The organism is Rhizobium sp. CNPSo 3670, from assembly GCF_057784555.1.
This window is the reverse complement of record NZ_JBXSOL010000026.1, coordinates 35,045-59,052: the sequence shown is the minus strand read 5'-3', so window position 1 is coordinate 59,052 and position 24,008 is coordinate 35,045. Positions and strand designations below refer to the sequence as shown.

At 62.0% G+C, this 24,008-nt stretch carries 20 protein-coding genes and 1 pseudogene; 8 read left to right on the top strand and 13 right to left on the bottom strand.

The genetic code is table 11. From position 1 onward, the window contains the following. Positions 1 to 110: 110 nt before the first annotated feature. Positions 111 to 581 carry an Hsp20 family protein gene (locus AC13QO_RS23360; RefSeq protein ID WP_488541987.1) on the top strand — a complete coding sequence of 157 codons (471 nt, stop codon included), beginning with the start codon at positions 111 to 113 and terminating at the stop codon, positions 579 to 581. Between the two features lie 499 nt (positions 582 to 1,080). On the opposite strand, the pseudogene AC13QO_RS23355 reads toward AC13QO_RS23360, so the two are convergent. The 3 genes and pseudogenes from AC13QO_RS23355 to AC13QO_RS23345 all read right to left on the bottom strand — a co-directional run. Then, positions 1,081 to 1,335 (bottom strand): annotated as a pseudogene (locus tag AC13QO_RS23355) (DUF4143 domain-containing protein); the annotation flags it as partial. A gap of 369 nt (positions 1,336 to 1,704) precedes the next feature. Further along, entirely contained in the window at positions 1,705 to 2,241 is a 537-nt protein-coding gene (locus AC13QO_RS23350; RefSeq protein ID WP_285194895.1) for an OmpA family protein, read from the bottom strand. 14 nt (positions 2,242 to 2,255) lie between these two features. Next, positions 2,256 to 2,930 (bottom strand): L,D-transpeptidase, encoded by a 675-nt coding sequence (locus AC13QO_RS23345; protein ID WP_488541986.1) that lies wholly within the window; start codon positions 2,928 to 2,930, stop codon positions 2,256 to 2,258. A gap of 383 nt (positions 2,931 to 3,313) precedes the next feature. On the opposite strand from AC13QO_RS23345, the gene AC13QO_RS23340 reads away from it, so the two are divergent. After that, complete coding sequence (locus AC13QO_RS23340; protein WP_488541985.1) at positions 3,314 to 5,485, top strand: TonB-dependent siderophore receptor; 2,172 nt, start codon at positions 3,314 to 3,316, stop codon at positions 5,483 to 5,485. A 2-nt stretch (positions 5,486 to 5,487) separates the two neighbouring features. Then, positions 5,488 to 6,273 carry a siderophore-iron reductase FhuF gene (gene fhuF, locus AC13QO_RS23335; protein WP_488541984.1) on the top strand — a complete coding sequence of 262 codons (786 nt, stop codon included), beginning with the start codon at positions 5,488 to 5,490 and terminating at the stop codon, positions 6,271 to 6,273. A gap of 80 nt (positions 6,274 to 6,353) precedes the next feature. Here the strand turns inward: fhuF and AC13QO_RS23330 are convergent, their stop codons facing one another. Beyond that, positions 6,354 to 7,274: an AraC family transcriptional regulator gene (locus AC13QO_RS23330; protein ID WP_488541983.1), complete on the bottom strand. Its 921-nt coding sequence runs from the start codon at positions 7,272 to 7,274 to the stop codon at positions 6,354 to 6,356. Positions 7,275 to 7,369: 95 nt separating this feature from the next. On the opposite strand from AC13QO_RS23330, the gene AC13QO_RS23325 reads away from it, so the two are divergent. Next, positions 7,370 to 8,119 (top strand): SDR family oxidoreductase, encoded by a 750-nt coding sequence (locus AC13QO_RS23325; RefSeq protein ID WP_488541982.1) that lies wholly within the window; start codon positions 7,370 to 7,372, stop codon positions 8,117 to 8,119. A 10-nt stretch (positions 8,120 to 8,129) separates the two neighbouring features. On the opposite strand, the gene fhuB is transcribed toward AC13QO_RS23325, so the two are convergent. The 3 genes from fhuB to AC13QO_RS23310 are packed head-to-tail and all read right to left on the bottom strand — an operon-like array spanning position 8,130 to position 11,448. Beyond that, positions 8,130 to 10,094, bottom strand: coding sequence for a Fe(3+)-hydroxamate ABC transporter permease FhuB (fhuB, locus tag AC13QO_RS23320; protein ID WP_488541981.1), 1,965 nt, complete (start codon positions 10,092 to 10,094; stop codon positions 8,130 to 8,132). Next, positions 10,091 to 10,924: an iron-siderophore ABC transporter substrate-binding protein gene (locus AC13QO_RS23315; RefSeq protein ID WP_488541980.1), complete on the bottom strand. Its 834-nt coding sequence runs from the start codon at positions 10,922 to 10,924 to the stop codon at positions 10,091 to 10,093. Before AC13QO_RS23315 ends, fhuB begins: the two co-directional genes overlap by 4 nt. A gap of 32 nt (positions 10,925 to 10,956) precedes the next feature. Further along, a complete protein-coding gene (locus AC13QO_RS23310; RefSeq protein WP_488541979.1) occupies positions 10,957 to 11,448 on the bottom strand; it encodes a GNAT family N-acetyltransferase in 492 nt (163 codons plus the stop codon). 165 nt (positions 11,449 to 11,613) lie between these two features. Between AC13QO_RS23310 and AC13QO_RS23305 the strand changes: the two genes are divergently transcribed. Then, positions 11,614 to 12,270 (top strand): sigma-70 family RNA polymerase sigma factor, encoded by a 657-nt coding sequence (locus AC13QO_RS23305; protein ID WP_488541978.1) that lies wholly within the window; start codon positions 11,614 to 11,616, stop codon positions 12,268 to 12,270. On the opposite strand, the gene AC13QO_RS23300 is transcribed toward AC13QO_RS23305, so the two are convergent. The 3 genes from AC13QO_RS23300 to AC13QO_RS23290 are packed head-to-tail and all read right to left on the bottom strand — an operon-like array spanning position 12,161 to position 15,760. Continuing rightward, positions 12,161 to 13,345, bottom strand: a complete 1,185-nt coding sequence (locus AC13QO_RS23300) for a PLP-dependent transferase (RefSeq protein ID WP_488541977.1) — start codon at positions 13,343 to 13,345, stop codon at positions 12,161 to 12,163. The genes AC13QO_RS23305 and AC13QO_RS23300 overlap by 110 nt on opposite strands. 10 nt (positions 13,346 to 13,355) lie before the next feature. Further along, complete coding sequence (locus AC13QO_RS23295) at positions 13,356 to 14,774, bottom strand: MATE family efflux transporter (RefSeq protein WP_488541976.1); 1,419 nt, start codon at positions 14,772 to 14,774, stop codon at positions 13,356 to 13,358. Continuing rightward, positions 14,771 to 15,760 carry a GNAT family N-acetyltransferase gene (locus AC13QO_RS23290; RefSeq protein ID WP_488542002.1) on the bottom strand — a complete coding sequence of 330 codons (990 nt, stop codon included), beginning with the start codon at positions 15,758 to 15,760 and terminating at the stop codon, positions 14,771 to 14,773. Before AC13QO_RS23290 ends, AC13QO_RS23295 begins: the two co-directional genes overlap by 4 nt. 194 nt (positions 15,761 to 15,954) lie before the next feature. Here AC13QO_RS23290 and AC13QO_RS23285 point away from each other — a divergent pair, with 194 nt between their 5' ends. The 3 genes from AC13QO_RS23285 to AC13QO_RS23275 are packed head-to-tail and all read left to right on the top strand — an operon-like array spanning position 15,955 to position 21,539. Then, the gene (locus tag AC13QO_RS23285) at positions 15,955 to 16,173 is read left to right on the top strand and encodes an MbtH family protein (RefSeq protein ID WP_488541975.1); all 219 of its coding nucleotides are present in this window, start codon (positions 15,955 to 15,957) and stop codon (positions 16,171 to 16,173) included. A gap of 18 nt (positions 16,174 to 16,191) precedes the next feature. Beyond that, positions 16,192 to 20,184, top strand: coding sequence for a non-ribosomal peptide synthetase (locus AC13QO_RS23280; RefSeq protein ID WP_488541974.1), 3,993 nt, complete (start codon positions 16,192 to 16,194; stop codon positions 20,182 to 20,184). After that, positions 20,181 to 21,539, top strand: a complete 1,359-nt coding sequence (locus tag AC13QO_RS23275; protein ID WP_488541973.1) for a lysine N(6)-hydroxylase/L-ornithine N(5)-oxygenase family protein — start codon at positions 20,181 to 20,183, stop codon at positions 21,537 to 21,539. The genes AC13QO_RS23280 and AC13QO_RS23275 overlap by 4 nt, the downstream gene beginning before the upstream one ends. Here AC13QO_RS23275 and AC13QO_RS23270 read toward each other — a convergent pair. Genes AC13QO_RS23270 through ntrB form a run of 3 tightly spaced genes read right to left on the bottom strand, consistent with a single transcriptional unit; the run spans position 21,497 to position 23,980 of the window. Beyond that, on the bottom strand, positions 21,497 to 22,231 hold the full coding sequence (locus AC13QO_RS23270) for a 4'-phosphopantetheinyl transferase family protein (protein ID WP_488541972.1): 735 nt from the start codon (positions 22,229 to 22,231) through the stop codon (positions 21,497 to 21,499). The two genes, AC13QO_RS23275 and AC13QO_RS23270, sit on opposite strands and share 43 nt — an antisense overlap. A 46-nt stretch (positions 22,232 to 22,277) precedes the next feature. Continuing rightward, positions 22,278 to 23,075 carry an ABC transporter ATP-binding protein gene (locus tag AC13QO_RS23265; RefSeq protein ID WP_488541971.1) on the bottom strand — a complete coding sequence of 266 codons (798 nt, stop codon included), beginning with the start codon at positions 23,073 to 23,075 and terminating at the stop codon, positions 22,278 to 22,280. Positions 23,076 to 23,086: 11 nt separating this feature from the next. Continuing rightward, positions 23,087 to 23,980: a nitrate ABC transporter permease gene (gene ntrB, locus AC13QO_RS23260; protein WP_488541970.1), complete on the bottom strand. Its 894-nt coding sequence runs from the start codon at positions 23,978 to 23,980 to the stop codon at positions 23,087 to 23,089. Positions 23,981 to 24,008: the final 28 nt, after the last annotated feature.

Sequence of the window (24,008 nt, the reverse complement as noted above, 5' to 3'; positions counted from 1 at the left end):
GCGGAACCAGATCATCGTCGTCGGCAGCGCAAAAGCGGGCCGACGATCAGAGGGGAGACGCAGGTTTCCGACGCGTCTCCAACCCATGTTGCTTTACGGAGGATATGGCTATGAGAAACGAACTTGATTTCGCCCCCCTTTACCGGTCCAGCATCGGATTCGACCGTGTCTTCAATCTCCTGAACAATGCGCAGCGCCTGCAGGCGATCGAGACCTGGCCGCCCTATGACATCGTCAAGACGGGCGAAGACGACTATCGCATTCAGATGGCGGTGGCCGGCTTCGCCGAAGGTGACCTCGACATCACCCAGGAGCGGAACGTCCTTCTGGTGAAGGGGCAAAAGCCCGATGGGAAAGAAGGCGAATATCTGCATCGCGGCATCGCCGGGCGCGCATTTGAACGCCGCTTCGAGCTGGCCGATCACGTCAGGGTCGAGAACGCCTCGCTGACGAACGGTATTCTCTCGATTGCGCTGAAGCGTGAAGTGCCCGAAGCCATGAAGCCGCGCAAGATCGCCATCGGAGACGGCTCCTTTCAGCAGGCGCCTCTTCAGATCCAAGCCGAGCGTCAGGTGGCTTAAGGAGAGCCTCTCCATGAAGTCCCGAATTAAGCCGTTTATCGTGGAGATCAGGAAACGTCGCGGAAGCAGCGGGAAAAATTCGACAAGACCTCTGTTTTCGAGGTCGTTAGGCAAGCTTCGCAGCGCGCACGCCGTTTCTGAAGCGCGATCCTGAACAGGGCTTCCGCGTCGACTGGGGCCGGCGCCATGTGCCGGCCCTTGTGCACAAATGATGCGGACCGAGTTTGCTCTTCCTCGAACTCTCACCCGCGACGAGATCGTTGCGTTTCGCGCCCGCTCCTTACGGTCCGTCTCTGCAGTGATTTGTGACGACCTCATCGCTATCAATTGGTCATGTCATGACTTTTCAAACGGTCATCTTTGCCGCCGTTGCGCTCGCGATGTGAGGGCTTGACGTGTTGGTGCTCCGGGCGATGACGGATCGAACTTGGACGAGCGACATTCTCCAAACTGGCACGAATGGTCCCGCCCTGATCGCCCGGCGCTTTTCGATCGCAGCTCACATCGTCCACAGAAGTGATAGCGGGGCGGCTTGTAGCTTTTCTCCGAATGGGGTCACTCGGTCGTGGTCGTGTAAGACGAGCCCTCGCACGAAACGATCGCCGACCGCCTCTTGTAACTGGCGCAACCCACGAAAATCGTCAGACTTCACCGTTGCCGACGCCTTTACTTCTATCCCAACAACGCGGCCGCGCCGATCCTCGATGATGACATCAACTTCATCTTGATCTCTCGTCCGGTAGTGGGAGAAGGAAAATCATTAGCCGTGTTCTCGGCCAATTTAAAGTCTAAGCCCGGCTAATTTTAATCTATTCCGCGGCTAGATTAAAGCGCGGACGGTCGTATTCTAATCGCACGACCGTCAAATTACAGGCGTTCCGGCGCGGATGAAGATCGAAATACGCCCGTCTTCAATGAGAACTTCCAGGTCTATGGCATGGCAAGGTCTGGCGGCAGGATGGCCAAGCTGGACCGCCCATGCAGATTTCGTCTTCGATGCCTCGAACTAGACGCTTCATGATCGACGGCCCGTCCATCGCGGCCTCATCCACCATTCCGACGGGCGTGCAACACATGTGCTAAGCAACCTTTGTTCGGCCCGTCCCGGAAAGTTCATCTGCGATCAAACCGCATCCGGCTGGGCGCGCAGATTGGTGACGACGCGCCGGTTCTGCACCTTGCAGGAGCGCTCCGTGCAGTCGCGGACTTCGCGGTCGTTTCCGTAGCCCTTGGCCCACATGCGCTTGGGGTCTACGCCCTTCGAGGCGAGATAGGCCATCGCCGCATCGGCGCGCTTCTGCGACAGCGTCTGCATATTGGAGGCGGAGCCGGAATCGTCGGCAAATCCCTGCAGCTTGAGCAGCCAGGTCGGGTTCCTGTTGAGCCAGGCGGCCTGGTTGTCCAAGGTTGCCATGGCGACGGTATCGAGCGCGGCGGAGTCCTGCTTGAAGTAGATCCGTCGGCCGACATTGAGAATGAAATCCTCCTCGCTACCAGCCGCAACGTTCTCGAAACCCGGGGCTGGGTCGTTGGTCTGGCCGGTCATCGGCACCGCGGCCGGTTCTTCCAGGGAGGCGACCTCGGTGGTGGAGCAGGCGGCGAGCGCCAAGAGCATGGCTGCGCCGGCAAGGCGCTTGGTGTATCCGATCATAGCAGACATAGGGGTGATATTCCTCATTCGACCGGAGTTGTTTCGCTAACCTGAGTGGCGCCCTCAGCCTGGTCGGCAATATGCGGCAGAACCTGTACGGCCGTGCCGATGGGGCAGCGCTGGTAAAGATCGATGGCGTCTTCGTTGAACATGCGGATACAGCCGCTGGAGGCGTCCTTGCCAATGCTCCATGGCTCCAGCGTGCCGTGGAACCGATAGCCGGTGTCGACGCCATCGCGATGCAGATACATGGCGCGGGGGCCAAGCGGGTTCTTCGGTGAGCCACCCGAGACGAATTCCGGCAGTTCAGGATGGCGCTTGCGCATCTCCGGCGGCGGCGTCCAGCGCGGCCAGAGCGATTTGGCGTCGATGGTGGCGCGGCCAAACCATTTGAAACCTTCGCGACCGACCCCGACGCCATAGCGGATGGCGGTCTTGTTCTCCATGATCAGGTAGAGAAAATGGTGCCTTGTATCGACGACAACGGTACCGATCGGCTCACTGCTGAAATATTTGACGACCTGGCGATGCCAGCGCTTGTCGATTTTGGTGAAATTGGTGCTGCGGAATGTCACGCCGTTGTCGACGGATGTGCCGTCGAAATAAGAAGCTGCCGCGGCGGCTGCCGGTTTGCTGACGGCGCCGGTCCCAAGCAACGCCAAACCACCGAGCATAATACTCCTGCGTGTCCACACCATCGGCTAAATCCCCCCTGAAAGCCAACAAGCGAAGTGGCAGTAAACCAGATTTTTTATTTGCCTCAATAGAAAACTCCTCTCCCTATCAAGATCGATAGAGAATCTAGGGTCGCCTGATGCTGTATTGCTTCGGTCGTTACTCCGGGCGTGAGAATGTTATGCCGACTGCGTACGGATCCGCAAAGGACAGGAGGCGCGGCCGGAGCCTGCATCGCAGGTGTTCCGTGCCAGCCTTCCAGTGTCGATGCTGGGTGCAACCTCTTCGCGAATGGCCGTGATAGGCAGATCATCGAATAAAAGATGACTGAAATAATCATCTTATGTTGACAAGCTCCACTTCGCTCCATAGGTTCCGCCCGCATCCGTGACGTAGGGACCTAGCAATGGCGCGTGTTTTTTTGAATGTTTCTAATAATCTACCAAAAATTTACAGAGAAGCCCTATTTGCCTCGACAGCGACCCTCCTGGTCAGCTTTGCGGTATCGCCGGCTGCCGCCCAGAGCGCTTCCACCGGTGACACCGCGACGACACTGGAGCCAATCGTCATTCAGGGTGCAGCCTCTGATAGCAAGACCGACCGAACGTCGGTTACCGCAAAGAATAGCGCGGGCGCGACCAAGATCAGCACGCCGCTCGTCGAGACGCCGCGTTCGATCTCGGTGACGACGGAGAAGGAGATCGAGCAGCGCGGCGCCCAGTCGGTCATCGAGGCGGTGCGTTATACGGCCGGCGTGACCACCGGGCCGAACGGCTTCGATCCGCGTTTCGACCAGATCTACATTCGCGGCTACAATGCCACGACAGTCGGCGATTATCGTGACGGATTGCGCCAGCCCTATATCAATTACGGCATGTTCCGCACCGATCCCTATCAGCTGCAGCGCGTCGAGGTGATCAAGGGGCCGGTATCCGTTCTCTACGGCTCCGGATCGCCAGGCGGCCTCGTCAACAAGATCTCGAAGCTTCCGACCGAAGAGCCGATCCGTGAAGTCGGCATTACCTACGGCACCAAAGACCGGGTGCAGGGAATGTTCGATTTCGGCGGGCCGATCAGCGAAGACAGGGACGATTTCCTCTATCGTATCGTCGGCCTCGCCCGCCGCGGCGACACCAATTTCGATATTGCCGACGACCGCTATTTCCTGGCGCCGTCGTTTACCTGGAAGCCTGACGAGGGCACGACCTTCACGCTATACGGCCTGGCGCAGTCTGACGAAACCGACGCCAATGTCGGCGCGATCACCACTGAGGACGGCAGGATTCTAGATCTGAGGGCGAGCGACCCCGACTATGACCACCAGAAAATCAAGCAGCAGCAGGTCGGCTACCGGTTCGAGCATGAATTCGACAACGGCCTGACCTTCCGGCAGAACCTGCGTTATTCGCATCTCGATCTGGAGGCCCGTTACCTCGGCGTTACCAGCTGGACCGGGACCGTCGCGCATCGCGGCGCGAATGCGATCCGCGACGAAATGAACGTCTTTCAGGTCGACAATCAGCTCGAGGCGAAGTTCGATACAGGCTCGCTTGCGCATACAATGCTGTTTGGGCTCGACTACACCAATCTCAAGTCGAGCTTTGGCTATGGCTTCGGAGCCGCCGATCCGGCATTCGACTTCGATGTCGCCAATCCGACTTATGGAGTCTCAGGCACCACGCCGGACTATAATTTCTTGGCTTCCGATGCCGACATGCGGCAGCTTGGCATATACGTCATGGACCAGATCGAGGTCGGAAACTGGCGCTTTAATCTCGGTGGCCGACAGACCTGGGTGAACCAGACGCGAGATTCGACCTTGCCCTCGGTTAGCTCGGAGGATGTCGACAAGAACGCCTTCTCGGTACAGGCCGGCGCGCTTTACCTCTTCGACAACGGCATCGCGCCGTTCGTTTCCTACGCGACCTCCTTCGATCCGGTCACCAACCGATCGGCAACCAACACGATTCTTCCGCCGACGAAGGGCGAGCAATACGAGGTCGGCGTTAAGTACCAGCCTCCGGGCTCCGATATCCTGCTCTCGGCCGTCGCCTATCACACCGTCGAGCAGAACAAGCCGAGGCTCGCCGATCCGCTGACGTTTGCCTACGACTCCCAGGGCGAGGTGACCGGGAAGGGTATCGAGCTTGAAGCCCGCGCGGCCATCGCCGACGGTCTCGATATCATCGCGGCCTACACCTACAACGACTCCGAAGTGACCGGCGGCAACAACGTCGGAAACACTCCGGCCATCACCCCGACCCATGTTGCGAGCCTGTGGGCGAACTACACTTTCCAAGAAAGCAATCCGTTCAACGGTCTGTCGGTTGGCGCCGGCGTGCGCTACATCAGTGAGACCTGGACGGATGTCGCCAATACCTCGAAGAATCCAGCAACTTTCTACGTCGATGCATCCGCCTCCTATGATTTTGGCGCAGTCGACAAGAAATACGAGGGCCTGACGGCTGCCTTCGCCATCCGCAACATCGCCGACGAGCGCGAAACGGTTTGCGAAGAGGGCTTCTGCTATCTCGGCCAGGGCCGCAACATGACCGGCACCCTGAAGTATCGGTGGTAGGCATGGGGGTGGAGATGAACGGGCCCTCAGAGCGTCCTCCGATCGCTGATCATTCCGTCGCCCACCAGGCCGTCGATCTTGACCGCCTGGTGAGCGACGGCCCGTTCGCCTATTGCCGCGGCAAGCTGCTCGGTACTCCCTCGCAGGCGGGCCTCGTCATTCCCTGCCTGGATCTCGTCGACCGCGACGTCTTTGACGGGATCATCGCCCGATATGCCCAGAAGTTTCCGGGCAGTGATCGCCGCGCGATCGTCTCCATGTGGACGCTCTATTATTTCAGCATGCTGACGATCGCGCCGAGCGTCCATATGTTCGTCAACCGCATCGCGCTGCCGATGGAGATCGGCCGGCTCTCGCTCGTCTGCAACGAACAGACAGGCGAGCCGGAAGCGTTCGTGATGTTCGGCAGTCCCGAGCCGACGACCGATCCGGCCGGCGAGCTTCATCGGCTGATGCTCGGCCACGCCGAGCCGGTCATCGCGGCGATCGCCGCCAATGCCGGTGTCGCGCCGAAGCTTCTCTGGAACAATGTCGCGGCCTATCTTTCCTGGATTCTGAAAGAGATCGCCCATCGCCAGGAGCCCGCACTCGTCGAAGGCGGCATGGCGCTGCTCGAACAGCCGAACTGGCCGGGCGGCGCGCGCAATCCGATGTTCGGCATGATCCGCATTGCGCGTCAGCAATGCGGACTCGAATTCGCCCGCCGCAAAGTCTGCTGCCTGCGCTACAATCTGCCCGGCGTCGGCGGTTGCGGTGAAGCCTGCCCGTTGCCGGACGGGCGGCATTGAGGCAGGTTTCAAAGAGCCGAGCAGCGAATTTGTTTGAAGGGCGAGGGCGTCGCTCAAATCGGGAAACGATCAGCGGTGAACTAATATGCGGCGGCGTGTGAATTGGTCTTTGCTTGCGCGGCATATCTTGACGGCGGCAATCCGACAAAGCGGGTGAATGCCGTGCTGAACGCACTTGCGGAGCCATAGCCGACGCGCTCGGCGATTTCCTGAATTCCGATATCGCGTTGCCTCAGCAGATTTTTGGCGAGCGCCATGCGCCATGATATCAGATACTCCATTGGCGCCAGACCCACAGTGCGGCGGAAGCGGTTGAAAAACGCCGACCGCGACAGGGCCGCCTCTCGGGCAAGCTGCTCCACCGTCCATTCCCTGGCCGGATTTTCGTGCAGCCGACGGATGGCCAGGGCAAGACGTGTATCGCTCAGACCCCGCAGGATTCCGAGCGGCGCTTTCTCCCCGGCATTCGAGCGCAGCGCCTCGACAAGCAAGACCTCCAATAGCCGCGCCAGGATCATATTCTTTCCCGGCCGCTCGGTGCGGGCTTCGTCCGTGACCAGCTGTACGATCGCCGACAGTCTGCTGTCGCCGCGGATATGAATGATCCGCGGCAGCAGGGAAACCAACAACGCCGCATCAGGCGAGCCGAAAGCGAAGTGGCCGACAAGCAGGCGTGCATTCCGAGTCCCTTCGGGATCGCCGTGACGGGTCTCTTCAGGAAGCATCGTGACGGTGAGGGGATCGATGCCGGGCGATAATCCGTCGCCCAGGCTCGACATCGTGAAGGCACGGACGGCCGGGATCAGGACGAAGTCGCCTTCGCGCAATGTGATCTGCTCGTCCTCCGCGCTCAGCCGCGAAGAACCTTCCAGCACGACGCAGTAGAAGGGCTGTCCGGTCTCCTGGCGCTCAACGCGCCACATCCCTGCGCCGCTGACGAGCTTTGAATGGCGCGCCGCTGGCTGCAGTAGCGTGACCATATCAACCAAAGGATCGCTCATCGATACTCCTGATAATGAAACATGGATCGCGCATGATATTCAGTGGCGATATCCCCGTCTACATCTGTAGCTGTCAGCATAGATAGGAGACAGATATGAAGACCGTTCTCGTTACAGGATGCTCGTCGGGGTTCGGGCTGGAAATTGCCAGGTTCTTTCTCGCGCAGGGCTGGAAGGTGATCGCCACCATGCGAACGCCGAGCCAAGACCTGCTGCCGCCTTCAGACCAACTCAAGATCGTTGCTCTGGATGTCACGAGACCTGAAAGCATCCGCGCTGCGGTTGATGCCGCAGGTCCTGTGGACGTGCTGGTAAATAACGCCGGCATCGGCTGGCTCAACGCGGTTGAGGGAACGCCGATGGAAATCGCCCGCGAAATTTTTGAGACGAACACGCTCGGAACGATCGCGATGACGCAAGCGCTTCTACCGCAGATGCGGGAGCGGCAGGAAGGCGTTATTGTCAACGTTACGTCAAGCGTAACGCTCAAGCCGCTCCCGCTCCTCTCTGTCTATACGGCGAGCAAGGCCGCAGTGAACGCGTTCACCGAATCTGTCGCGCTCGAGCTGGAGCCTTTCAATGTGCGTGTGAGGATCGTGCTTCCAGGGCGCGCGCCGGAGACGCGGTTCGGCGATACGGCGCGTGCCCGGATTCAACAACAGGGCGGCTTCCCGAAAGCCTATTCGTCGGTCGTCGCAGAGGTGTTCGCGTCTTGGGAGGAGCAGTCGGAAACTGCCCTGACACAGGCCGTCGACGTGGTCGAGGCGGTATGGCTTTCTGCGACCGATCCTTCCTCTCCATTGCGCATCCCCGCAGGGGCCGACGCCGAAGCATTGGCGGGGTGAATGCGGCTTCTCAAGGCCGCCGGCGCAGAACGAAAAGCAGCATCGGCGCCCCGACCAGGGCCGAAATCAAACTGGCAGGAACCTGATAGGGAAAGGCGATCATGCGGCCGGCCCAGTCGGCGATGACGAGCAGGGTCGCCCCGATCATCGCTGCGGCGAGGAGCTGGGTGGAAGGGCGGCGAAGTCCGAGGCCGTGGGCAAGGTGCGGCGCCATCAGCCCGACGAAGCTCAAGGGGCCGACGACAAGCGTAGCGGCCGCCGTCATGATCGCCGAGATCCCGAAGAAGACGCCGCGCGCCGGTGCGATCCTGAGGCCGAGTTCGCTGGCCGTCTCCGAGCCGAGCTGCAGCAGCGCAAGCCATCGGTTGGCGAGAAAGGCCGCGACGAGGCAGGCAAGCGCAATTGAGAGGGCGCTTGCGGCAACCTCATTGTCGACGAAATAGGTCGAGCCCGACATCCAGCGGATGAGCGCCAGGCCGCGCGGATCGCCGCTTGCTGCCAGCACGCCGATCCCGGCATCGAGCATTGCGCCGAAGGCGATGCCGGCGAGCAGCACGCGGTTCGGGCCGAAGCCTGAACGGGCGCTCAGGAGGAAGATCAGCAGCAGCACGCCAAGCGCGCCGCCGCCGGCAAAGGCAAGCTGGACGGTGAGCTTCGGTGCGGCGAAGGCGAACATGGCGGTCGCGACGCCAAGCGTCGCCCCGGCCGAAACGCCGAGCACCTCGGGGCTCGCCATTTCGTTTCCGGTCAGCCGCTGCAGGATCAGCCCCGTCACGCCGAGCACGGTTCCGGCGCCGAAGGCGGCGGCGACCCGCGGCAGGCGGAGGGGGAGGATTTCATTCCATGAGGCGGCGGGCAGCCATGTCCACGCGCCATCTGATGCCCGGCCGAAGAAGATCGCGGCGATCGCCAATGCGACGACCGAGGCGAACAGCAGGACGAGGGAGGCGCCTTTGCTGCCGATCGCGAGCCGTGGTGAGGTCATGCCGGGGAGCGTGCGTGAGGCTGTTGCAAGGCGTGGAAGCAGAGCAATCAGGATCGGTCCGCCGAGCAATGCGGTGACAGCCCCGGTCGGCACGAAATCGCCCGGAGCGAGGAGCTTGATCGCCTCATCGGTCAGAAGAAGAAGGCCGGCGCCTGCTATGGGCGACCAGATCAATTGGCTGACGACCCGGCGTGCGCCGGCCAGCCGGACGATCTGCGGGGCGACCAGCCCGATGAAGCCGATGACGCCGACGGCGCTGGTGACGAGGGCGCTCAGCGCAATCGCAATCGCTAGGATAAAGCCGCGCGCCCATTTGATCGGCAGACCGAGGCTCGCTGCGCCGGCATCTCCGAGCTGGCTCAGCGCCAGCGGTCTCGCGGCGAGGAAGGCGAGGCCGGCGAGGAGGGCGACCTTGGGCAGCAGCGACAGCGGGATCGCCCAGCTTTGCTGCGAGAGCGAGCCGGCGCCCCAGATGAAGATCCCCGAGAGATATTGATCGTTCATCAGAATGAGGATGGCCGCCGCTGCGCCGCACCAGAGGCCGATGATCATGCCCGACAGGATGAGGGAAAAAGGCGAGAAGCCGTGCCGGGCGCTGATCGAAAAGATGGCGAAGGCGGCAGCGGCACTTCCCGCGAGCGCGACAGCGTCGCGGCTCCATCCCGCCAGTGCGGGAAAGGCGAGCATCACGGAAACCAATGCCAGATTGGCGCCGGCCGAGACGCCGAGCGTCGTTGGTGAAGCGAGAGGATTACGCAGGACCTGCTGCAGGATCGTCCCAGAAAGTGCGAGGGCGGCTCCCGTGATCAGGGCCGTCGCCATTCGCGGCAGCGTGGAATAGAGAAGCAGAAGGTGCTGGGCGTCGTATCCGCCTCTGGTTTCGATATGCGGCAGCGCCGGCAGGAGATCGAGCATCGCAAGGCTGAGGCCTGAAAACAGCAATAGCGCCGCAAGTGCCGGCGCGCCGAAGCGGGAAAATTCAGCCTTCATCGGGCGGCAGTCTCCAGAACATCGACCATCAGTGTCGAAAAGCGCAGCGCCTCCTGGACCATTCCAAACATCAGGACGCCGGGAACGACCGAGATGCGCTGGCGCTGGACGAAGGGGAGGCTGGACCAAAGCGGGCTTTCTGAAAGCCGGGTCAGGACATCGGGCGGAAGCAAAGGCGACACGACGACGAGGTGCGCCTCTTCATCGAGTTCGGCGAGCTGTTCCAGTCCGATCGTCTGAAATCCCCAGTAGCTGGCCTCGCCCTTCCAGGCATTCTCAAGGCCGATGCGCCGCATGGTGCCGCCGTAAAGCCCCGGGCCGCCGTAGATGCGCGCATGCCTCTGGTCGATGAAGTTGATAACGGCGACAGGAGGCGCGGACAGGCTCCTCACCCTCTCGCGCAGCCGCTCGAACGTGGCATCGGCGCGGGCGAGAAACGCCTCTGCTTGCCTCTGTCGCCCGATCATGGCGCCGAGACGCCGCGTTTCGGCGTAGGAGCGGTCGAGCGCATCGCCGTTCTCGGCATAAACAGTGAAGGTCGCGACCGGCGCGATGCGGGAGAGTTTTTCATCCAGCGCCGCCAGGAAAGGCGTGCTCAGGATGAGCGATGGCCGGAGGCTGGTGAGGACTTCGAGATTGATCTCGAATGTAGTGCCGATGTCGACGACGCCTTGCGGCATGGTTGGCTCGACAACCCATTCCGACCAGTTCCTGAGCGAGGCGATCGCTCGCGGCACGCTGCCGAGCGCCAGCATCGTCGATGCCAATCCGTAATCGAGCGACACGACGCCGTTTTCACCGGCGCGGGCCACGACGGGTGCGCTCGTCATGGCCAGCGCGCTCAGAAGAAAGTCCCGTCGTCTCAAAGCGCGGTCTCGCTCGGCTGTTTTCCGGCGAGCGGTTTGACCATGAACAGGCACGGATGGTCTTCGTGCCAGAGCTTGGCAAACACCTCCGCCCTGACGAATCCGTTCCGGCCGTAGAAGCGGCGTGTCGCCTCGAATTGCGGCTCGTCGCGGCCGCGCGGCGCAAGCGTCTTGACCGTCAGCAGCCGGGCGCCCGATTTCTGGGCGAAGCCTTCGGCAGCGTCGAGGAGATGTCGCCCTGCGCCCTGGCCGTGATATTCCGGCCGCGTCGCGATCAGCGCAATTTCGACGGCATCAGGCAGGTGCGGCTTCAAGGCCATCAGCGCGGTGACGACATCCGCTTCGATATAGCCGAACACCGGCAACTTCTCGATCGCCTGGGCGCTCGCTTCGATGACCTCGGACTCCGAAAACCAGTCGGGCAAGGCACTCATGATCGATCGGCAGAGTTCCGCCTTGCCGGTCAGGATCTCAACTGTTCGTCCCATTTTTTTCTCGCCTTCAGCCCGGTGAATTTAAACTTGACTCTTATTATCACCTTAAAATAGACACTGCAATCACATCGTGCACATCCGCTTTGAAAAAGGAGCGCCAAGGCCGAACCGACCAGCAAGACAGAGCCTGATTTTCCATTCGTAAAAAGGTACAGGACAATGCGAGCATCGCATCGTGATGTGAACGGGAATGCGGTTGTCAACGCAATGATCGAAAACAAGGATAAGCTCCTGAAGACGATCGAAAGCGTTCTCAAATCAAGGGTATACTCCGAGGACATATTTCAGGACGGAGTCATCAAAGCTTATGGGGTCAATGTCGACGGTATTCGCTGCCCCATCGGCTATGCCTTCCGGATGGTCTATAATCTCGCACTGGATGAGAGCCGCCGCCAGCGCCATCAGACGAACAACCACAGGTCGATAGATCAAATCCAGGAGATCACGGCTCCCGTCCCAACGGTGCTTGACCAGCTCGTTGCCGCAGAGACCCTGCGTGACGTGCTGGCTTCGCTCGAGGCGCTGCCGAAGCGCACCAACGACGCCTTCATCCGTCACCGCCTGAACGGCGTGCCGCAGAAAGACATCGCGGCCGAACTCGGCGTCTCACGGACCCTTGTTAATTTCATGATCAAGGCGGCGGAGCAGCATTGCCATTCGGCGATCACCGACTCCCCTCGTGCCGATCATGAACATCGGCAGGATCCTAGCGCCGCGCGGCGTGCAGCGCCTGCTGCAGGTCGCTCCAAAGCAGTTCCGGTTCTTCCAGTCCAACGGCGAAGCGAACCGTCTGCTCGCTCACGCCGAACCGGATGAAGGTGGTCATCCGGTCGGGAATCTGCAGCGCCACCTTGGCGGGGACCACAAGCGTTTCCGGCCCTCCCCAGCTGACGCCGAGGCGGATCTCGCGCAGCGCATTGACGAAGCGCGCGACATCTATGTCGGGCGTGAGGTCGAAAGCGAAGAGCCCGGCATAACCCGACAGCGTCGCCCGGCCGGGATGGTCTTGAAAGGCCGGGTGGCGAACGCGGGCGATGTCGGGATGCTGGTTCAGCCGGTCGGCGAGCAGAAGTCCGCTGCGCTCATGCTCCTTCAGCCGGACGCGCAGCGTGCGCATGCCGCGCAGCAGGAGCCAGGCCTCGAAGGGCGAGAGCTTGGCGCCGATATAGGGGTAGGAGGTCGAGTTGATCCTGGCGATCGCCTCTTTCGTGCCGACGACGATGCCGGCGACCGTATCGCTGTGGCCGCCGAGATATTTCGAGGCGGCGTGAATGACGATATCGACGCCGTGCAGGATCGGTTTCTGGAAGAGCGGCGTCGCCCAGGAATTGTCGATGACGGTTGTGACACCCGCTTCCTTTGCCATGGCTGACAGCGCCACGATGTCCTGAAGCTCGAAGACGAAGGAGGAGGGGTTTTCGAGATAGAGCAGCTTGGCGCCCGGCAGCGCCTTGCGCACCTCGTCATGGTCGGAAGGATCGATAAAATCCACCGTGACGCCGAGCCTGCCGAGCAGCTTCACCAGCAGACGGTAGACATCATTATAGAGGTGGCGGACGGCGACGACCCGGTCGCCCGCTTCCACGAGGCTGAGAATGGTTGCGGTGATGGCGGCCGTTCCGCTCGAAAAGGCGCGCCCATCCTCCGCGCCTTCGAGGCGGGCGACCAAGTGCTCGAATTCACGGACAGTCGGATTGTCGCCGCGCGAATAGATGAAGTTGCGCGCCCGGCCGGCGAACACATCCTCCATCGCCTCGTAACTGTCATAGGTGAAGAGCGAGGTCTGGAAGATCGGCGGCGACACGGCGTTGAAGGCCGAGGGATCGACGGGCGTGAAGAGATCGTCGGCCGCTTGGGCGCCAAGGTCGCGTGGGCTGAACGACTGGTTCATGATAATCCTCTCATGGACAAAAGCTGGGATAGGGACGGAGAGCGGTCAGATCGCCGGCCGAACGCTGCCGGAGCGCGCTGAGCGATCTCGCCAGGCAGACGCATGACAGCAGGCCGGTCAGTGCCGAGGCCAGGAACATGGCTGCGAGCAGGCCCGAAAAACCGAAGAAGGGCGGCAGGAGCGCAAGCAGCGGAAAGAGAAGGTATCCGTTCTGCGCCAGGCCGATGATCACAGCGGCTTTCGGCCTGCCCTGCGCCTGGAAGAGGATCAGTACGGTTTGCCTGAGGCCGAACAGCAGGAAGGGAAGATGGGTTGCAACGATCGTCTGGCCCGCAATCGAAACCACGGATGCGTCATCGGTGAAGAACGAGGCAAGGTGCTCGGAAAAGACGATCGCCGCCAGCCCGTAGACGCCGCCGACCGCGCTCGTGACCACGGAAAGCATGCGGACTGCCGCCAGCACCCGCGATATATCTCCCCGCCCCCAGGCAAAGCTCAGGATGGACTGGGCCCCGAGCGAAATGCCGATGACCGGGAGCGCGCCGACCGCAAGCAGCCGCAGGGCGATCCCGACGCCGGCGATGCCGTCTTCTCCGTAATAGGTGCCGGCGGCCGACAGCATCGCGGTAATCGCGCCCGCCGTTGCGAGGCTCGTCAGCGTCGTCGGCGCGCCCACGGCAAGGACCGGCCTGAGATGCCTGACATCGCCGAGCCGCCAGCAGAACGTCAGCCGGATCGTCCCGAGCCGTCTCGCATGATAGGCGCCGTAGATTGAGAGCGCCACGAGCTGGGAGAGGATGGTTGCCATCGCCACGCCCTGCAGCCCGAGGCCGAAGCCGAAGATCATGATCGGGTCGAGAATGATGTTCAGCGCAAAGCAGGCGACCAGCGTCCACATGCTGAAGCGGGCATTGCCTTCGGCGATCGCCAGGAAATCGAGAATGATCTGCGCCATTGTCAGCGGGATCGAGACCGCGATGATGAGGAGATAGTGCTGCGCGAGCGGCTCGATCGTGGGCGTGGCGCCGAACAGCAGGAAAGATGGAAATGCGACAATTGCGGCCGCACTGGCCGCGCCGAAGGCGATGCCGGCGGCCAGGCTGACCGAGGCCAGCGTACTCGCCCTCGACCGGTTGCCGGCGCCGAGCGCCCGCCCGACCTCGGTTGCCACGCCGACGCCGATGCCCTCGCCGAAGGCTGCGACGAGCATCAGGATCGGCAGCACGATCATGATCGCGGCGATCTGGTCTTCGCCGATCATGCCGACGAAGGCCATGTTGATCGTGTGATGGGCGGCATTGATCGACAGGCCAAACATGGCGGGCAGGCCGAGACGCAGCAGCAGCCGGAAAAGCTGCGGGTTGGCAAGATCTTCCGGCGCAAGCCGCCGTTTCCGCAGGCTGCCGTTCATCTCGCTCATGTCGTTCATGATGCGGGAACCCAGAGATGATCGCCGAAGAAACGCTCGCGAGTCAGCATGACGAGAAGCGCGCGCTTGTGCGGCAAATCGAAATGCTTGATCTTGGCAAAGCCCGAGCGGTCGAGATTGCGGATCTGCTGCTCGTGGCTGGCGCGCGGTTCGCCGACGATGCGCTTGGTGCGGGGGTCGTCGAGGAAGATGAAATGCATCAGCGAGGGAAGCCATGCGCTGATCCATTTCTTGCCGCGATAATCGGGCTCGCCGATCGCGACATGCCAGCCGCGATCGTAATCGTCGGCATCGTAGTAGGGACCGAGCCGGTTTTCCTTGGCCCAGTAGACCTCGAAATAGCCGAAGGGAATGTCGGCGAAACTGCCGATCAGTGGCAGGACATGCGGATCGGCGATCCTCTCCTCCAGGATCTCCCGATGCTTGTCGATCGAGCCCGCATCCTCCCAGATAGTGTTGACCTGCTCGTCGTTCATCCAACGGTTAAAGGCCGCAAGATCGGTCTCGGGATCGGCCACCCTGAAGCTGATGTCCCGCTCCAGCCACGGGATGAAGCGCTGGTAGACCGTGCCCTTCGGCTTTGCCGGCCGGCGCGGATGGTAGCGGCCCGCCGTCATCTCCTGCACGGGCGGCAGCGGATAGGACATCTGCGGCAGCCACGGGGAGGGCCATTGCCAGAGGATCGCGGATTCGAGCCGTCCATCGGTGCCTGAGATGTGCCGGGGAAGGCTGGCCTGATGGCCTTCGAAAGTGACCGATTTGATCGACGGATCTTGCGCCGTCACCGCTTCGGCGGCTGCCATGAGAAGCTCCGCCGATTGCACGGGATTTCCCTCGTAGAAGGTCAGCGAGGCGATGCCGGCTTCGACTTCGAGGGCGACTTCGTGATTCCCGTGCACGGTGTGGAGATGGACGATATTGGGAGCGAGCCTGACATAGCTGCGCGCCTGCAGAGCCCGCCTTTGCCTGGCGGCGTCGAAATCCATGATGTTCTCCTTGATCGGCAGGGCTTTTGATGCTGCGAGCATGAAGCCCGCTCCTGCGGCGATTTGATAGAATGACGATCCATCCCTGGGCGGATTTAGGGGTAAACGAAGAAAAAAATTCTCAGCAATTTTCTAAACTCCAGTAGGCGGGATCCGTCATTTGCGCATGACGTCAATCTCTGCAGGAGCTTCGAATGGACAATCTTGAGCCCCGCGACGATCTCTGGATCGTCGTCCACGACACCGAGCATCACTACTCGGTCTGGCCGCAGGACAAGCGGATTCCGGTGAGCTGGCAGCCTGCGGGTTTTGCCGGTTCGCGCCAGGAGTGTGTCGCCCATATCCGTGAAATCTGGACCGACCCTCGCCCGCTCTCCCTACGCTCGGCCATGGCAGCCGATGCGCGTCTCTGAAAACGTCTGGATGGCAAGATGAACAAGCAGATTACCAATTTCGCCGATGCCTGCCCGACCGATGCGGCAATGGATACCGTCTTCGAAAGCTTTCCGCTGACGATCGCGCAGAAGCGCATCTGGTCGCTGGAGCAGATCGGCAATTACACGGTCTTTCCCGATCAGGTCATCGGGCTGCGCTTGGGCGCCACGACCGGCGTCGAGACGATCGCCGGCGCCTGCCGCGCGCTCCTGGCTGAGAACCCGTCGCTTTCCACTCGTTTCCGCCGGCTGGCGGGCGGGCGCATCGAGCAATATCGCGGCGCATCGAACGCCGTGCCGATCGAAATCCTCGGCAAGGAAGGAGCGGCTCTTTCCGAGGCTGAGGCCTTGGCCGCGCGGAAAGCCTTTCGCGACAGACGCTTCGATCTGCTGGACGGACCGGGCGCGCGCATCCAGATCATCCTGCTGGCCGACGGGCAGTCGCTGCTGACGATCGTGCTGCATCCGATCATCTCAGACGACCGCGAAAAATCCCTTCTTGCCGCTTCGCTGGCGCGCATTCTCGATGGTGAACCCGCCGGCGACGTGCAGCCGGCGGAAATATCGGCGGGAATGCGGGAGGAAGAATGGCTGGAGACGGATGAAGCGCGCGAAGCGCTTGCCTATTGGCGCGACACGATCGGTCTCGACTACGCGGCCTCGACCTTTCCCACCCGCTTCAACAGCGGCGGGCTTGCCGGCGTGGCGCGTGCTGAGCATCGGTTTGCGATCGAGCCCGACCTCTGGGCTAAGCTCGAACGGCATGCGGAGAGCAAGAGATACCAGATCGAGCGCGTGCTTCACGCCGCCTTCTGCGCGCTGCTGGCGCGCTACAGCGGCAACTATGCTTTGCTGACCGGGCTGCTGATCGCCCGCCCCGGCACCGAGCATTTCGCCAGCCGCGGCCGCGCCGAACAGGTGCTTCCTCTCGTGCTTTCGCTGACCTCCCGGCTTTCCCTCGACGATGTCGTCGCGGCGATCTCCTCGGTGACGCGGGAGGGGCTTGCCCGCCTCGTGCCGCTGGAGCGCATCACGCAGGAATTGGTGGTCGACGAAGTGGCCGCACAGGAAGCCGTGGTCAAGGCGCTGTTCGAATTCCGCGAGCCCTATCCGGTTCCGAGGCAGGCGACGAAGCTGGAACCGCTGGGCGCCCGCGCCGATAGCGAGCTTTCCCTCGTGATCGAGGCTCGCACAGATGGCGCCGCGTACGGGCTGATCGACTATGCTCAGGATCTCTACGACGGCGCCCTGATCGCCCGTGTCGCCAAGCATTTCCGTCTGGTGCTCGAGCAGATCGTCGCGCAGCCAAATCTCAGGATTAGAGATATCGAACTCGTCGGCAGCGACGAGCTCGACTGGTTGTCGGCGCCCTATGAGGATGACGTCGTCAATGACGACCGGCCGGTGCACGAGCTGATTTCGGCCCATTCGCGCCGGACGCCTGAGAAGACGGCAATCGTTTATGGCGACGAGGAGTGGAGCCATGGCTGGTTGGAGGCGAGCACGAACCGCCTCGGGCATCGGCTGCGGCAGCTCGGTGTCCGCGCCGAAGTGACGGTCGCGATCTTCATCAAGCGCTCTCCAGAGGCGATCGTCGGCATCCTTGCCACGCTGAAGGCCGGGGGCGCCTATATTCCGGTCGAGCCAGATCATCCGCCGGTGCGAAACCATCACATCCTGCGCGACGGCGGGGTGAAGATCGTCCTCACCCACAGCTGGCTGCGCCACCGCCTGCCGGAAGAGCTCGACGCCATCGTCCTAGAACTCGACAAGCTCGACCTCGACGGCGAGCCGGACACGCCGCTCTATATTCCCACGCACAAGGATCAGCTCGCTTATGTCATGTACACCTCGGGATCGACGGGATTGCCGAAAGGTGTCGCCGTCGAGCACGGGCCGCTGACGCACCATCTGCAGAATACCTCGCGGGTCTATGGCATGAGCTCGGAGTCCCGCGAGCTGCCCTTCCTGCCCTTCAGTTCGGACGGCGGCCATGAGCGCTGGATGAACCCGCTGATGGAAGGCGGCAGCATCATCCTTCCCGACCAGCCGCTCTGGACGCCGGAAGAAACGCTGACGGCGATGCGCAAGCATGGCGCCAACAATGCGAGCATTCCGACAACCTATCTGCAGCAGTTGGCGGAATGGGCCGACATTACGGACGGCGCGCCGCCGATGCGGCTCTATTCCTTCGGCGGCGAGGGGCTCGCGCAATCGACCTTCGACCTTCTGTCGCGGGCGCTGAAATCGGAATGGCTGATCAACGGTTACGGTCCCACGGAAACCATCATGACGCCGATGGTCTGGAAGGTGAGGGCCGGCACGAAGTTCCAGGGCATCTATGCGCCGCTCGGCCGCGCCGTCGGCCTCCGGCGCGTCTATGTGCTCGATCCCGATCTCAATCCCTGCCCGATCGGCGTCACCGGCGAGCTTTATATCGGCGGGGAGGGTATCGCGCGCGGCTATCTCGGCAAGCCGGATACGACGGCGGACCGCTTCATCCCCGATCCATTCTCGAAAGAGGGCGGCCGGCTCTATCGCTCCGGTGACCTCACGCGCTGGCGTGAGGACGGAACGGTCGAATTCGTCGGCCGCGTCGACCATCAGGTGAAGCTGCGCGGCTACCGTATCGAACTGGGCGAGATCGAAGCCGCACTCCTCCAGCAGCCGGGCGTCGGCGAAGCCTTGGTCGTGCTGCGCGATGACGATGGCGGCGAAAAAGCACTGGTCGCCTATGTCGTTCCCAAGAAGGACGAGAGGCTTGATGTCGAGACGGTCCGCTCCGGCCTCGAACGCAGCCTGCCGTCCTATATGGTTCCGGCGGCCGTGGTCGAACTCGAAAAGATGCCGACCAATCCGAACAGCAAGCTCGACCGCTTCGCGCTGCCCGCGCCGCAGCCGGTCAAGCGCGCCATCATCGAGCCGGTGACGGCGCTCGAAGAAGAGGTGCTGGATGTCTGGCGCCAGGTTCTGAAGCTGGAAGCGATCAGCGTCGAGGATAATTTCTTCGCGATCGGTGGCAATTCGCTGGGCGCAATTCGCATCCTGTCGCAGCTCCGGCAGCGCCGGCCGAAAATCCCGCTCACCGTCGCCGATATCTTCAACAACCCGACCATCCGCGCCTTTGCCGGCGTGATGGAGCAGGGGGAGGAGCGGGATCTCTCCGAGGTGATCGTACTGCGCGCCTCTGGCACCAAGCCGCGGCTCTATTGCTTCCCGGGACTTCTCGTCAGCACCCGCGAATATGTGAAGCTCGTCGATTATCTCGGTGCCGATCAGCCGGCGACCGGCTTCATTTGCCATTCGCTGTCCGAGAAGAAGGAAGTCGGCGCGCCCGTTGAAGAGATCATCGAGAGCTATGTCGATTATATCAGGACGCACAGCAGGCGCGCGCCCTGCTACTTCCTCGGTTGGTCCTGGGGTGGGCTTCTCGCCTATGAGGCTGCCCGCACTCTCGGCAACGATGTCGACGTCAGGATGATGGCGATGGTCGACGTTTGCGATCTCGGCTCGGAATTTGCGATCGGCGCCAAGCCGCGCTTCCGGCCGGGCGAGCGCGACGCGCTTCACCGGGACGTGCAGGCATGGCTGCAGAAAACGGCGATGCGGCCCGAATGGGACCGGCTGCTGTCGACGATGGACGCCGATACCTACGAGCAGTTCTTGCGCTTCGTCGGCGACGAGAAGGACCCGCTTCCCACCGATGGGCCTGATATCAGCAGCCGCGAGCATACGTTCTGGGTGCTGATCGACAATGCCCTGACCTTCCGCAAGCATCGGCTCATTCCCCACGATGTGCCGATCTATCCCTGGGCAGCCGACGACAGCCTCAATCGCGGCCTGAACCTGATCGATTGGCGCCGCCTGTCGCCGAGGGCGCACGCGGCCGAAATCATTACCGGCACCAACCACCTGCACATGATCGGGTCACCCGCCTTCCACTCAAGGCTTGCCCTGCGTCTTAAGGAAACAGAGAAGGATAACGCATGACCGTCGCTTTTACCCGCAGGGATGCCCTGAACGAGCCGCTCGATCTTGCCGGCATCGGCATCGGTCCTTCCAATCTGAGCCTTGCCTGCCTGCTGGAATCCGTGCCCGAGGTCCGCAGCCGCTTCTTCGAGCGGCGCGGCGCCTTCGACTGGCATCCCGGCATGATGATGCCCGGCGTCGAGCTGCAATCGTCCTTCCTCAAGGACCTCGTCACCCCGGTCCTGCCGACCAGCCGCTGGTCTTTCGTTTCCTATCTGGTGGCGCATAAGAGGCTCTACGCCTTCCTGAACGCCAATTATGAGGCCGTCCCCCGGCAGGAATTCGCGCGTTATCTCGCCTGGGTCGCCGATGGCGTCGACGGCTTGCGTTACGGAACTGACATTCGCGACGTCGAACACCGCGACGACCGCTTCGTCCTGCGCTTCGACAACGGCCAGGAAGAAGCGCGAAACCTGGTGATCGGCACGGGATCGTCTCCTTTCGTGCCTGACTGGGCGAAACCCTTCCTTGGGTCCGATTGCTTCCACAGCAGCGAGGCGAAATCGCGTCTCAAGGTTCTTCGTGCCGCCCGCATCATCGTGGTCGGCGGTGGGCAGAGCGGCGGCGAAGTCGTCGAAGCGCTGCTTGGGAATCCTGATAACATGAAGGAGCTGACCTGGATCAGCCGGCGCCACAATTTCGAGCCGATCAACGACACGCCGTTTTCGAACCAGGTCTTCTCGCCGGAATATGTGCAGGCCTATCTGAAGCTCAGCAGCGAGCAGAAGCAGGCGGCGCTGAAGAACTCGATCCTGACCAGCGATGGCCTGTCGATTTCGACGATCCACTCGATCTACCGCCGCCTCTATGCGCTGCGTTACCTTGAGCAGAGCACGCTGAATGCATCTTTGTCGCCGAACCGCGATGTGATCCAGATGGAGCGGAACGGCAATGCCTATCGGCTCATCGTCCGCAACCATTTCGATTGCGGGATCGAGGTGCTGCATGCCGATGCGGTGGTGCTGGCAACCGGCTACAGGTTCCGTTTGCCGGATGCGCTCGGATCGCTAAGCGAAAGGATCAGCCTCGACAGAAACGGCTATCCCACCCTGAACGACGACTACACGATGCAGTGGACAGGCCCGAGGACCAACCGCCTGTTTGCGCAGAACGCCGGCCGATACTCGCACGGCATAGCCGACTCGCAGCTCAGCCTCATCGCGTGGCGTAGCGCCAAGATCGTCAACACGCTTCTCGGCCGGCAGCATTTCGATGCCGAGCCTGACAATGCCCAGCTGGTCTGGGCGACGGAGGCAGCTTCTGCCATGTCGCATCAGCTCCGGGCCGGCCATTCGGACGGCATGCTGTCATCCTGAAACGTCAGGACATGAATGCTGGGGGCGCGAAATTGTGAGTGGACGGCCAGCGCGGCGACGTGCTGGCTGCCGCTCTCGATCAGGCGGTGATGCCATTGCCGGTCCGGTTCGCCGCTCTGAACCAGGACGGGGAAGCCGTCCTGCCAGGAAAAGGCGACGCTGCGGGGATTTTCACGCAAGCCTACCCCGAGTGCCTTGAGATGGCTCTCCTTGAGCGCCCAAAGGGCAACGGCTGCACGCGATCGTTCGCCCGCAGGCAGTTGATCCAGCCACTGCCGTTCGTCCAGGCTGCAATAGCTCTCCAACGCCGCCGCTTCGATTTCGGCGTCGGCGCGTTCGCAGTCGATCCCGACGCGCTCGCATTCGGAAGTGACGGCGACGGCCACCAGCCCGTCGGCATTGGAAAGGCTGAACTGCAGCCCGTCGCGACCCTCGGCCCTCAGCCTGCCGTACGCATCCGCCTGCAACAGCAGCTTGTCAGGCTGCGTCTCGGTATGCGCGCTCAGTACTTGCCGCAGCAGACAGCGGCCGGCCATGAACGAGGTCCGGTCGCGCTCGAAGCGATAGGTCGCGGCGCGCTCCCGCTCATTCGCTGAAAGCCACTGCATCCAGCGCTTCTCGCCGCTGTCATTCTTCGGATATTTCCAGAGCACGACATCGATGGCGGCCGGTTGGTTGTCTGATTGCTGCATCGGGCCAGTATGCGTAACGCGGCCCGATTGGCAATCACCGTGGAATTTACTCAGCGGCTTCGATGAAGCGGTGGCGTTCGTAAAGGAATTTGAGCACGGCCTCGCGGCATTTGAGATATGTCCGGTCGGAGGCGAGCTCGATGCGGTTGCGGGGGCGGGGCATGGTGACGTCGAGCACTTCGCCGATGCGGGCCGCAGGGCCGTTGGTCATCATCACGATGCGGTCGGAGAGCAGCACCGCTTCATCGACATCATGGGTGATCATCACCATCGTGTTGCCGAGCCGGCTATGGATCTCCATCACCGCATCCTGAAGATGGGCGCGGGTCAATGCGTCGAGTGCCCCGAACGGCTCGTCGAGCAGCAGGATCTTCGGCTCCATTGAAAGCGCGCGGGCAATGCCGACGCGCTGCTTCATGCCGCCGGATATCTCCGCGGGCCGCTTGTCCCTGGCATGGGCCATCTGCACGAGGTCGAGATTGGCCATCACCCAGTCATGTCGCTCGGCCTTGGTCTTCGTTCGGCTGAAGACCTTGGAGACGGCGAGATTCACGTTCTCATAGACCGTCAGCCAGGGCAGGAGCGAATGGTTCTGAAAAACGACGGCGCGTTCCGGGCCCGGGTCGTTGACCTCTTGATTTTCCAGAAGCACGGCGCCTGCCGAAACCGGAGTCAAGCCGGCAATGAGATTGAGCAGGGTGGACTTGCCGCAACCGGAATGGCCGATGATCGAAACGAATTCGCCCTGAGAAATCGTCAGGTTGATGTCCTTCAGGACTTCGGCGCGCACGCCGCCGCGATTGAAATGCTTGTCGATATGATCGAGCTTGAGATAGGCGTTCATCGGTATGGTCCTCAGTTGGCCATGGCGCCGCGGGTGACGAGTTTGCCGAGCGCGGCCACCAGCTTGTCGAGAGCAAAACCGACGATGCCGATATAGGCGAGCGCGACGATGATGTCGGGAAGGCGCGAGGAGTTCCACGCATCCCAGATGAAGAAGCCGATGCCGACGCCGCCGGTCAGCATTTCGGCCGCGACGATGGCGAGCCAGGAAAGGCCGACGCCGATCCTGAGGCCGGTGAAGATGTAAGGGGCCGCCGACGGCAGCATGATCTTCCAGAAGAATTCGAGCTGGTTGAGCCGCAGCACCTCGGCGACGTTGCGATAATCCTGCGGAATATTGCGGACGCCCACGGCGGTGTTGATGATGACAGGCCAGATCGAGGTGATGAAGATGACGAAGATCGCCGAAGGGCTGGAATCCTGGAATGCGGCGAGCGACAGCGGCAGCCAAGCGAGCGGCGGCACCGTGCGCAGCACCTGGAAGATCGGATCGAGGCCGCGCATGGCCCAGACCGATTGACCGATGATCGCCCCGATGATGACGCCGGTGACTGCGGCAAGGCCGAAGCCATAAGCCACGCGCTGCAGCGAGACCAGCACCCGCCAGCCGAGCCCGATATCCTGGGAGCCGTAGTTGAAGAACGGATAGGCGATGAGGTCGTAGCTATCCTGCCAGACCTGGTGCGGCGAAGGCAAAGAGGCGTCCGCCGATGAACAGAGCGCCTGCCAGAGGAGGAGGACGAGAGCCAGCACGACGGACGGCGGAAGGACATTGTGAAGTGCGGTCAGCGCCGCGCGGCGAAAATCGATCCGCGATGCTTGCTTGCCGGAGAATGACAGAACCTTCGCCGCCGGCTTTGCAGAGGCGACGATCGAGGGATTTTCTTTATTTGCCAGGGCGGACATCAGCGCGCTCCTCACGGGAATGGAAGGC

Excerpts from the sequence above, each read along its gene's own strand:
- AC13QO_RS23280 (WP_488541974.1), top strand. The coding sequence starts at position 16,192 with ATGAACAAGCAGATTACCAATTTCGCCGATGCCTGCCCGACCGATGCG.
- AC13QO_RS23330 (WP_488541983.1), bottom strand. The coding sequence starts at position 7,274 with ATGAGCGATCCTTTGGTTGATATGGTCACGCTACTGCAGCCAGCGGCG.
- AC13QO_RS23270 (WP_488541972.1), bottom strand. The coding sequence starts at position 22,231 with ATGCAGCAATCAGACAACCAACCGGCCGCCATCGATGTCGTGCTCTGG.
- AC13QO_RS23325 (WP_488541982.1), top strand. The coding sequence starts at position 7,370 with ATGAAGACCGTTCTCGTTACAGGATGCTCGTCGGGGTTCGGGCTGGAA.
- AC13QO_RS23300 (WP_488541977.1), bottom strand. The coding sequence starts at position 13,345 with ATGAACCAGTCGTTCAGCCCACGCGACCTTGGCGCCCAAGCGGCCGAC.
- AC13QO_RS23305 (WP_488541978.1), top strand. The coding sequence starts at position 11,614 with ATGCGAGCATCGCATCGTGATGTGAACGGGAATGCGGTTGTCAACGCA.
- AC13QO_RS23350 (WP_285194895.1), bottom strand. The coding sequence starts at position 2,241 with ATGTCTGCTATGATCGGATACACCAAGCGCCTTGCCGGCGCAGCCATG.
- fhuB (WP_488541981.1), bottom strand. The coding sequence starts at position 10,094 with ATGAAGGCTGAATTTTCCCGCTTCGGCGCGCCGGCACTTGCGGCGCTA.
- AC13QO_RS23285 (WP_488541975.1), top strand. The coding sequence starts at position 15,955 with ATGGACAATCTTGAGCCCCGCGACGATCTCTGGATCGTCGTCCACGAC.
- ntrB (WP_488541970.1), bottom strand. The coding sequence starts at position 23,980 with ATGTCCGCCCTGGCAAATAAAGAAAATCCCTCGATCGTCGCCTCTGCA.
- AC13QO_RS23290 (WP_488542002.1), bottom strand. The coding sequence starts at position 15,760 with ATGGATTTCGACGCCGCCAGGCAAAGGCGGGCTCTGCAGGCGCGCAGC.
- AC13QO_RS23295 (WP_488541976.1), bottom strand. The coding sequence starts at position 14,774 with ATGAACGACATGAGCGAGATGAACGGCAGCCTGCGGAAACGGCGGCTT.
- AC13QO_RS23340 (WP_488541985.1), top strand. The coding sequence starts at position 3,314 with ATGGCGCGTGTTTTTTTGAATGTTTCTAATAATCTACCAAAAATTTAC.
- fhuF (WP_488541984.1), top strand. The coding sequence starts at position 5,488 with ATGGGGGTGGAGATGAACGGGCCCTCAGAGCGTCCTCCGATCGCTGAT.
- AC13QO_RS23315 (WP_488541980.1), bottom strand. The coding sequence starts at position 10,924 with ATGACGAGCGCACCCGTCGTGGCCCGCGCCGGTGAAAACGGCGTCGTG.
- AC13QO_RS23310 (WP_488541979.1), bottom strand. The coding sequence starts at position 11,448 with ATGGGACGAACAGTTGAGATCCTGACCGGCAAGGCGGAACTCTGCCGA.
- AC13QO_RS23345 (WP_488541986.1), bottom strand. The coding sequence starts at position 2,930 with ATGGTGTGGACACGCAGGAGTATTATGCTCGGTGGTTTGGCGTTGCTT.
- AC13QO_RS23360 (WP_488541987.1), top strand. The coding sequence starts at position 111 with ATGAGAAACGAACTTGATTTCGCCCCCCTTTACCGGTCCAGCATCGGA.
- AC13QO_RS23275 (WP_488541973.1), top strand. The coding sequence starts at position 20,181 with ATGACCGTCGCTTTTACCCGCAGGGATGCCCTGAACGAGCCGCTCGAT.
- AC13QO_RS23265 (WP_488541971.1), bottom strand. The coding sequence starts at position 23,075 with ATGAACGCCTATCTCAAGCTCGATCATATCGACAAGCATTTCAATCGC.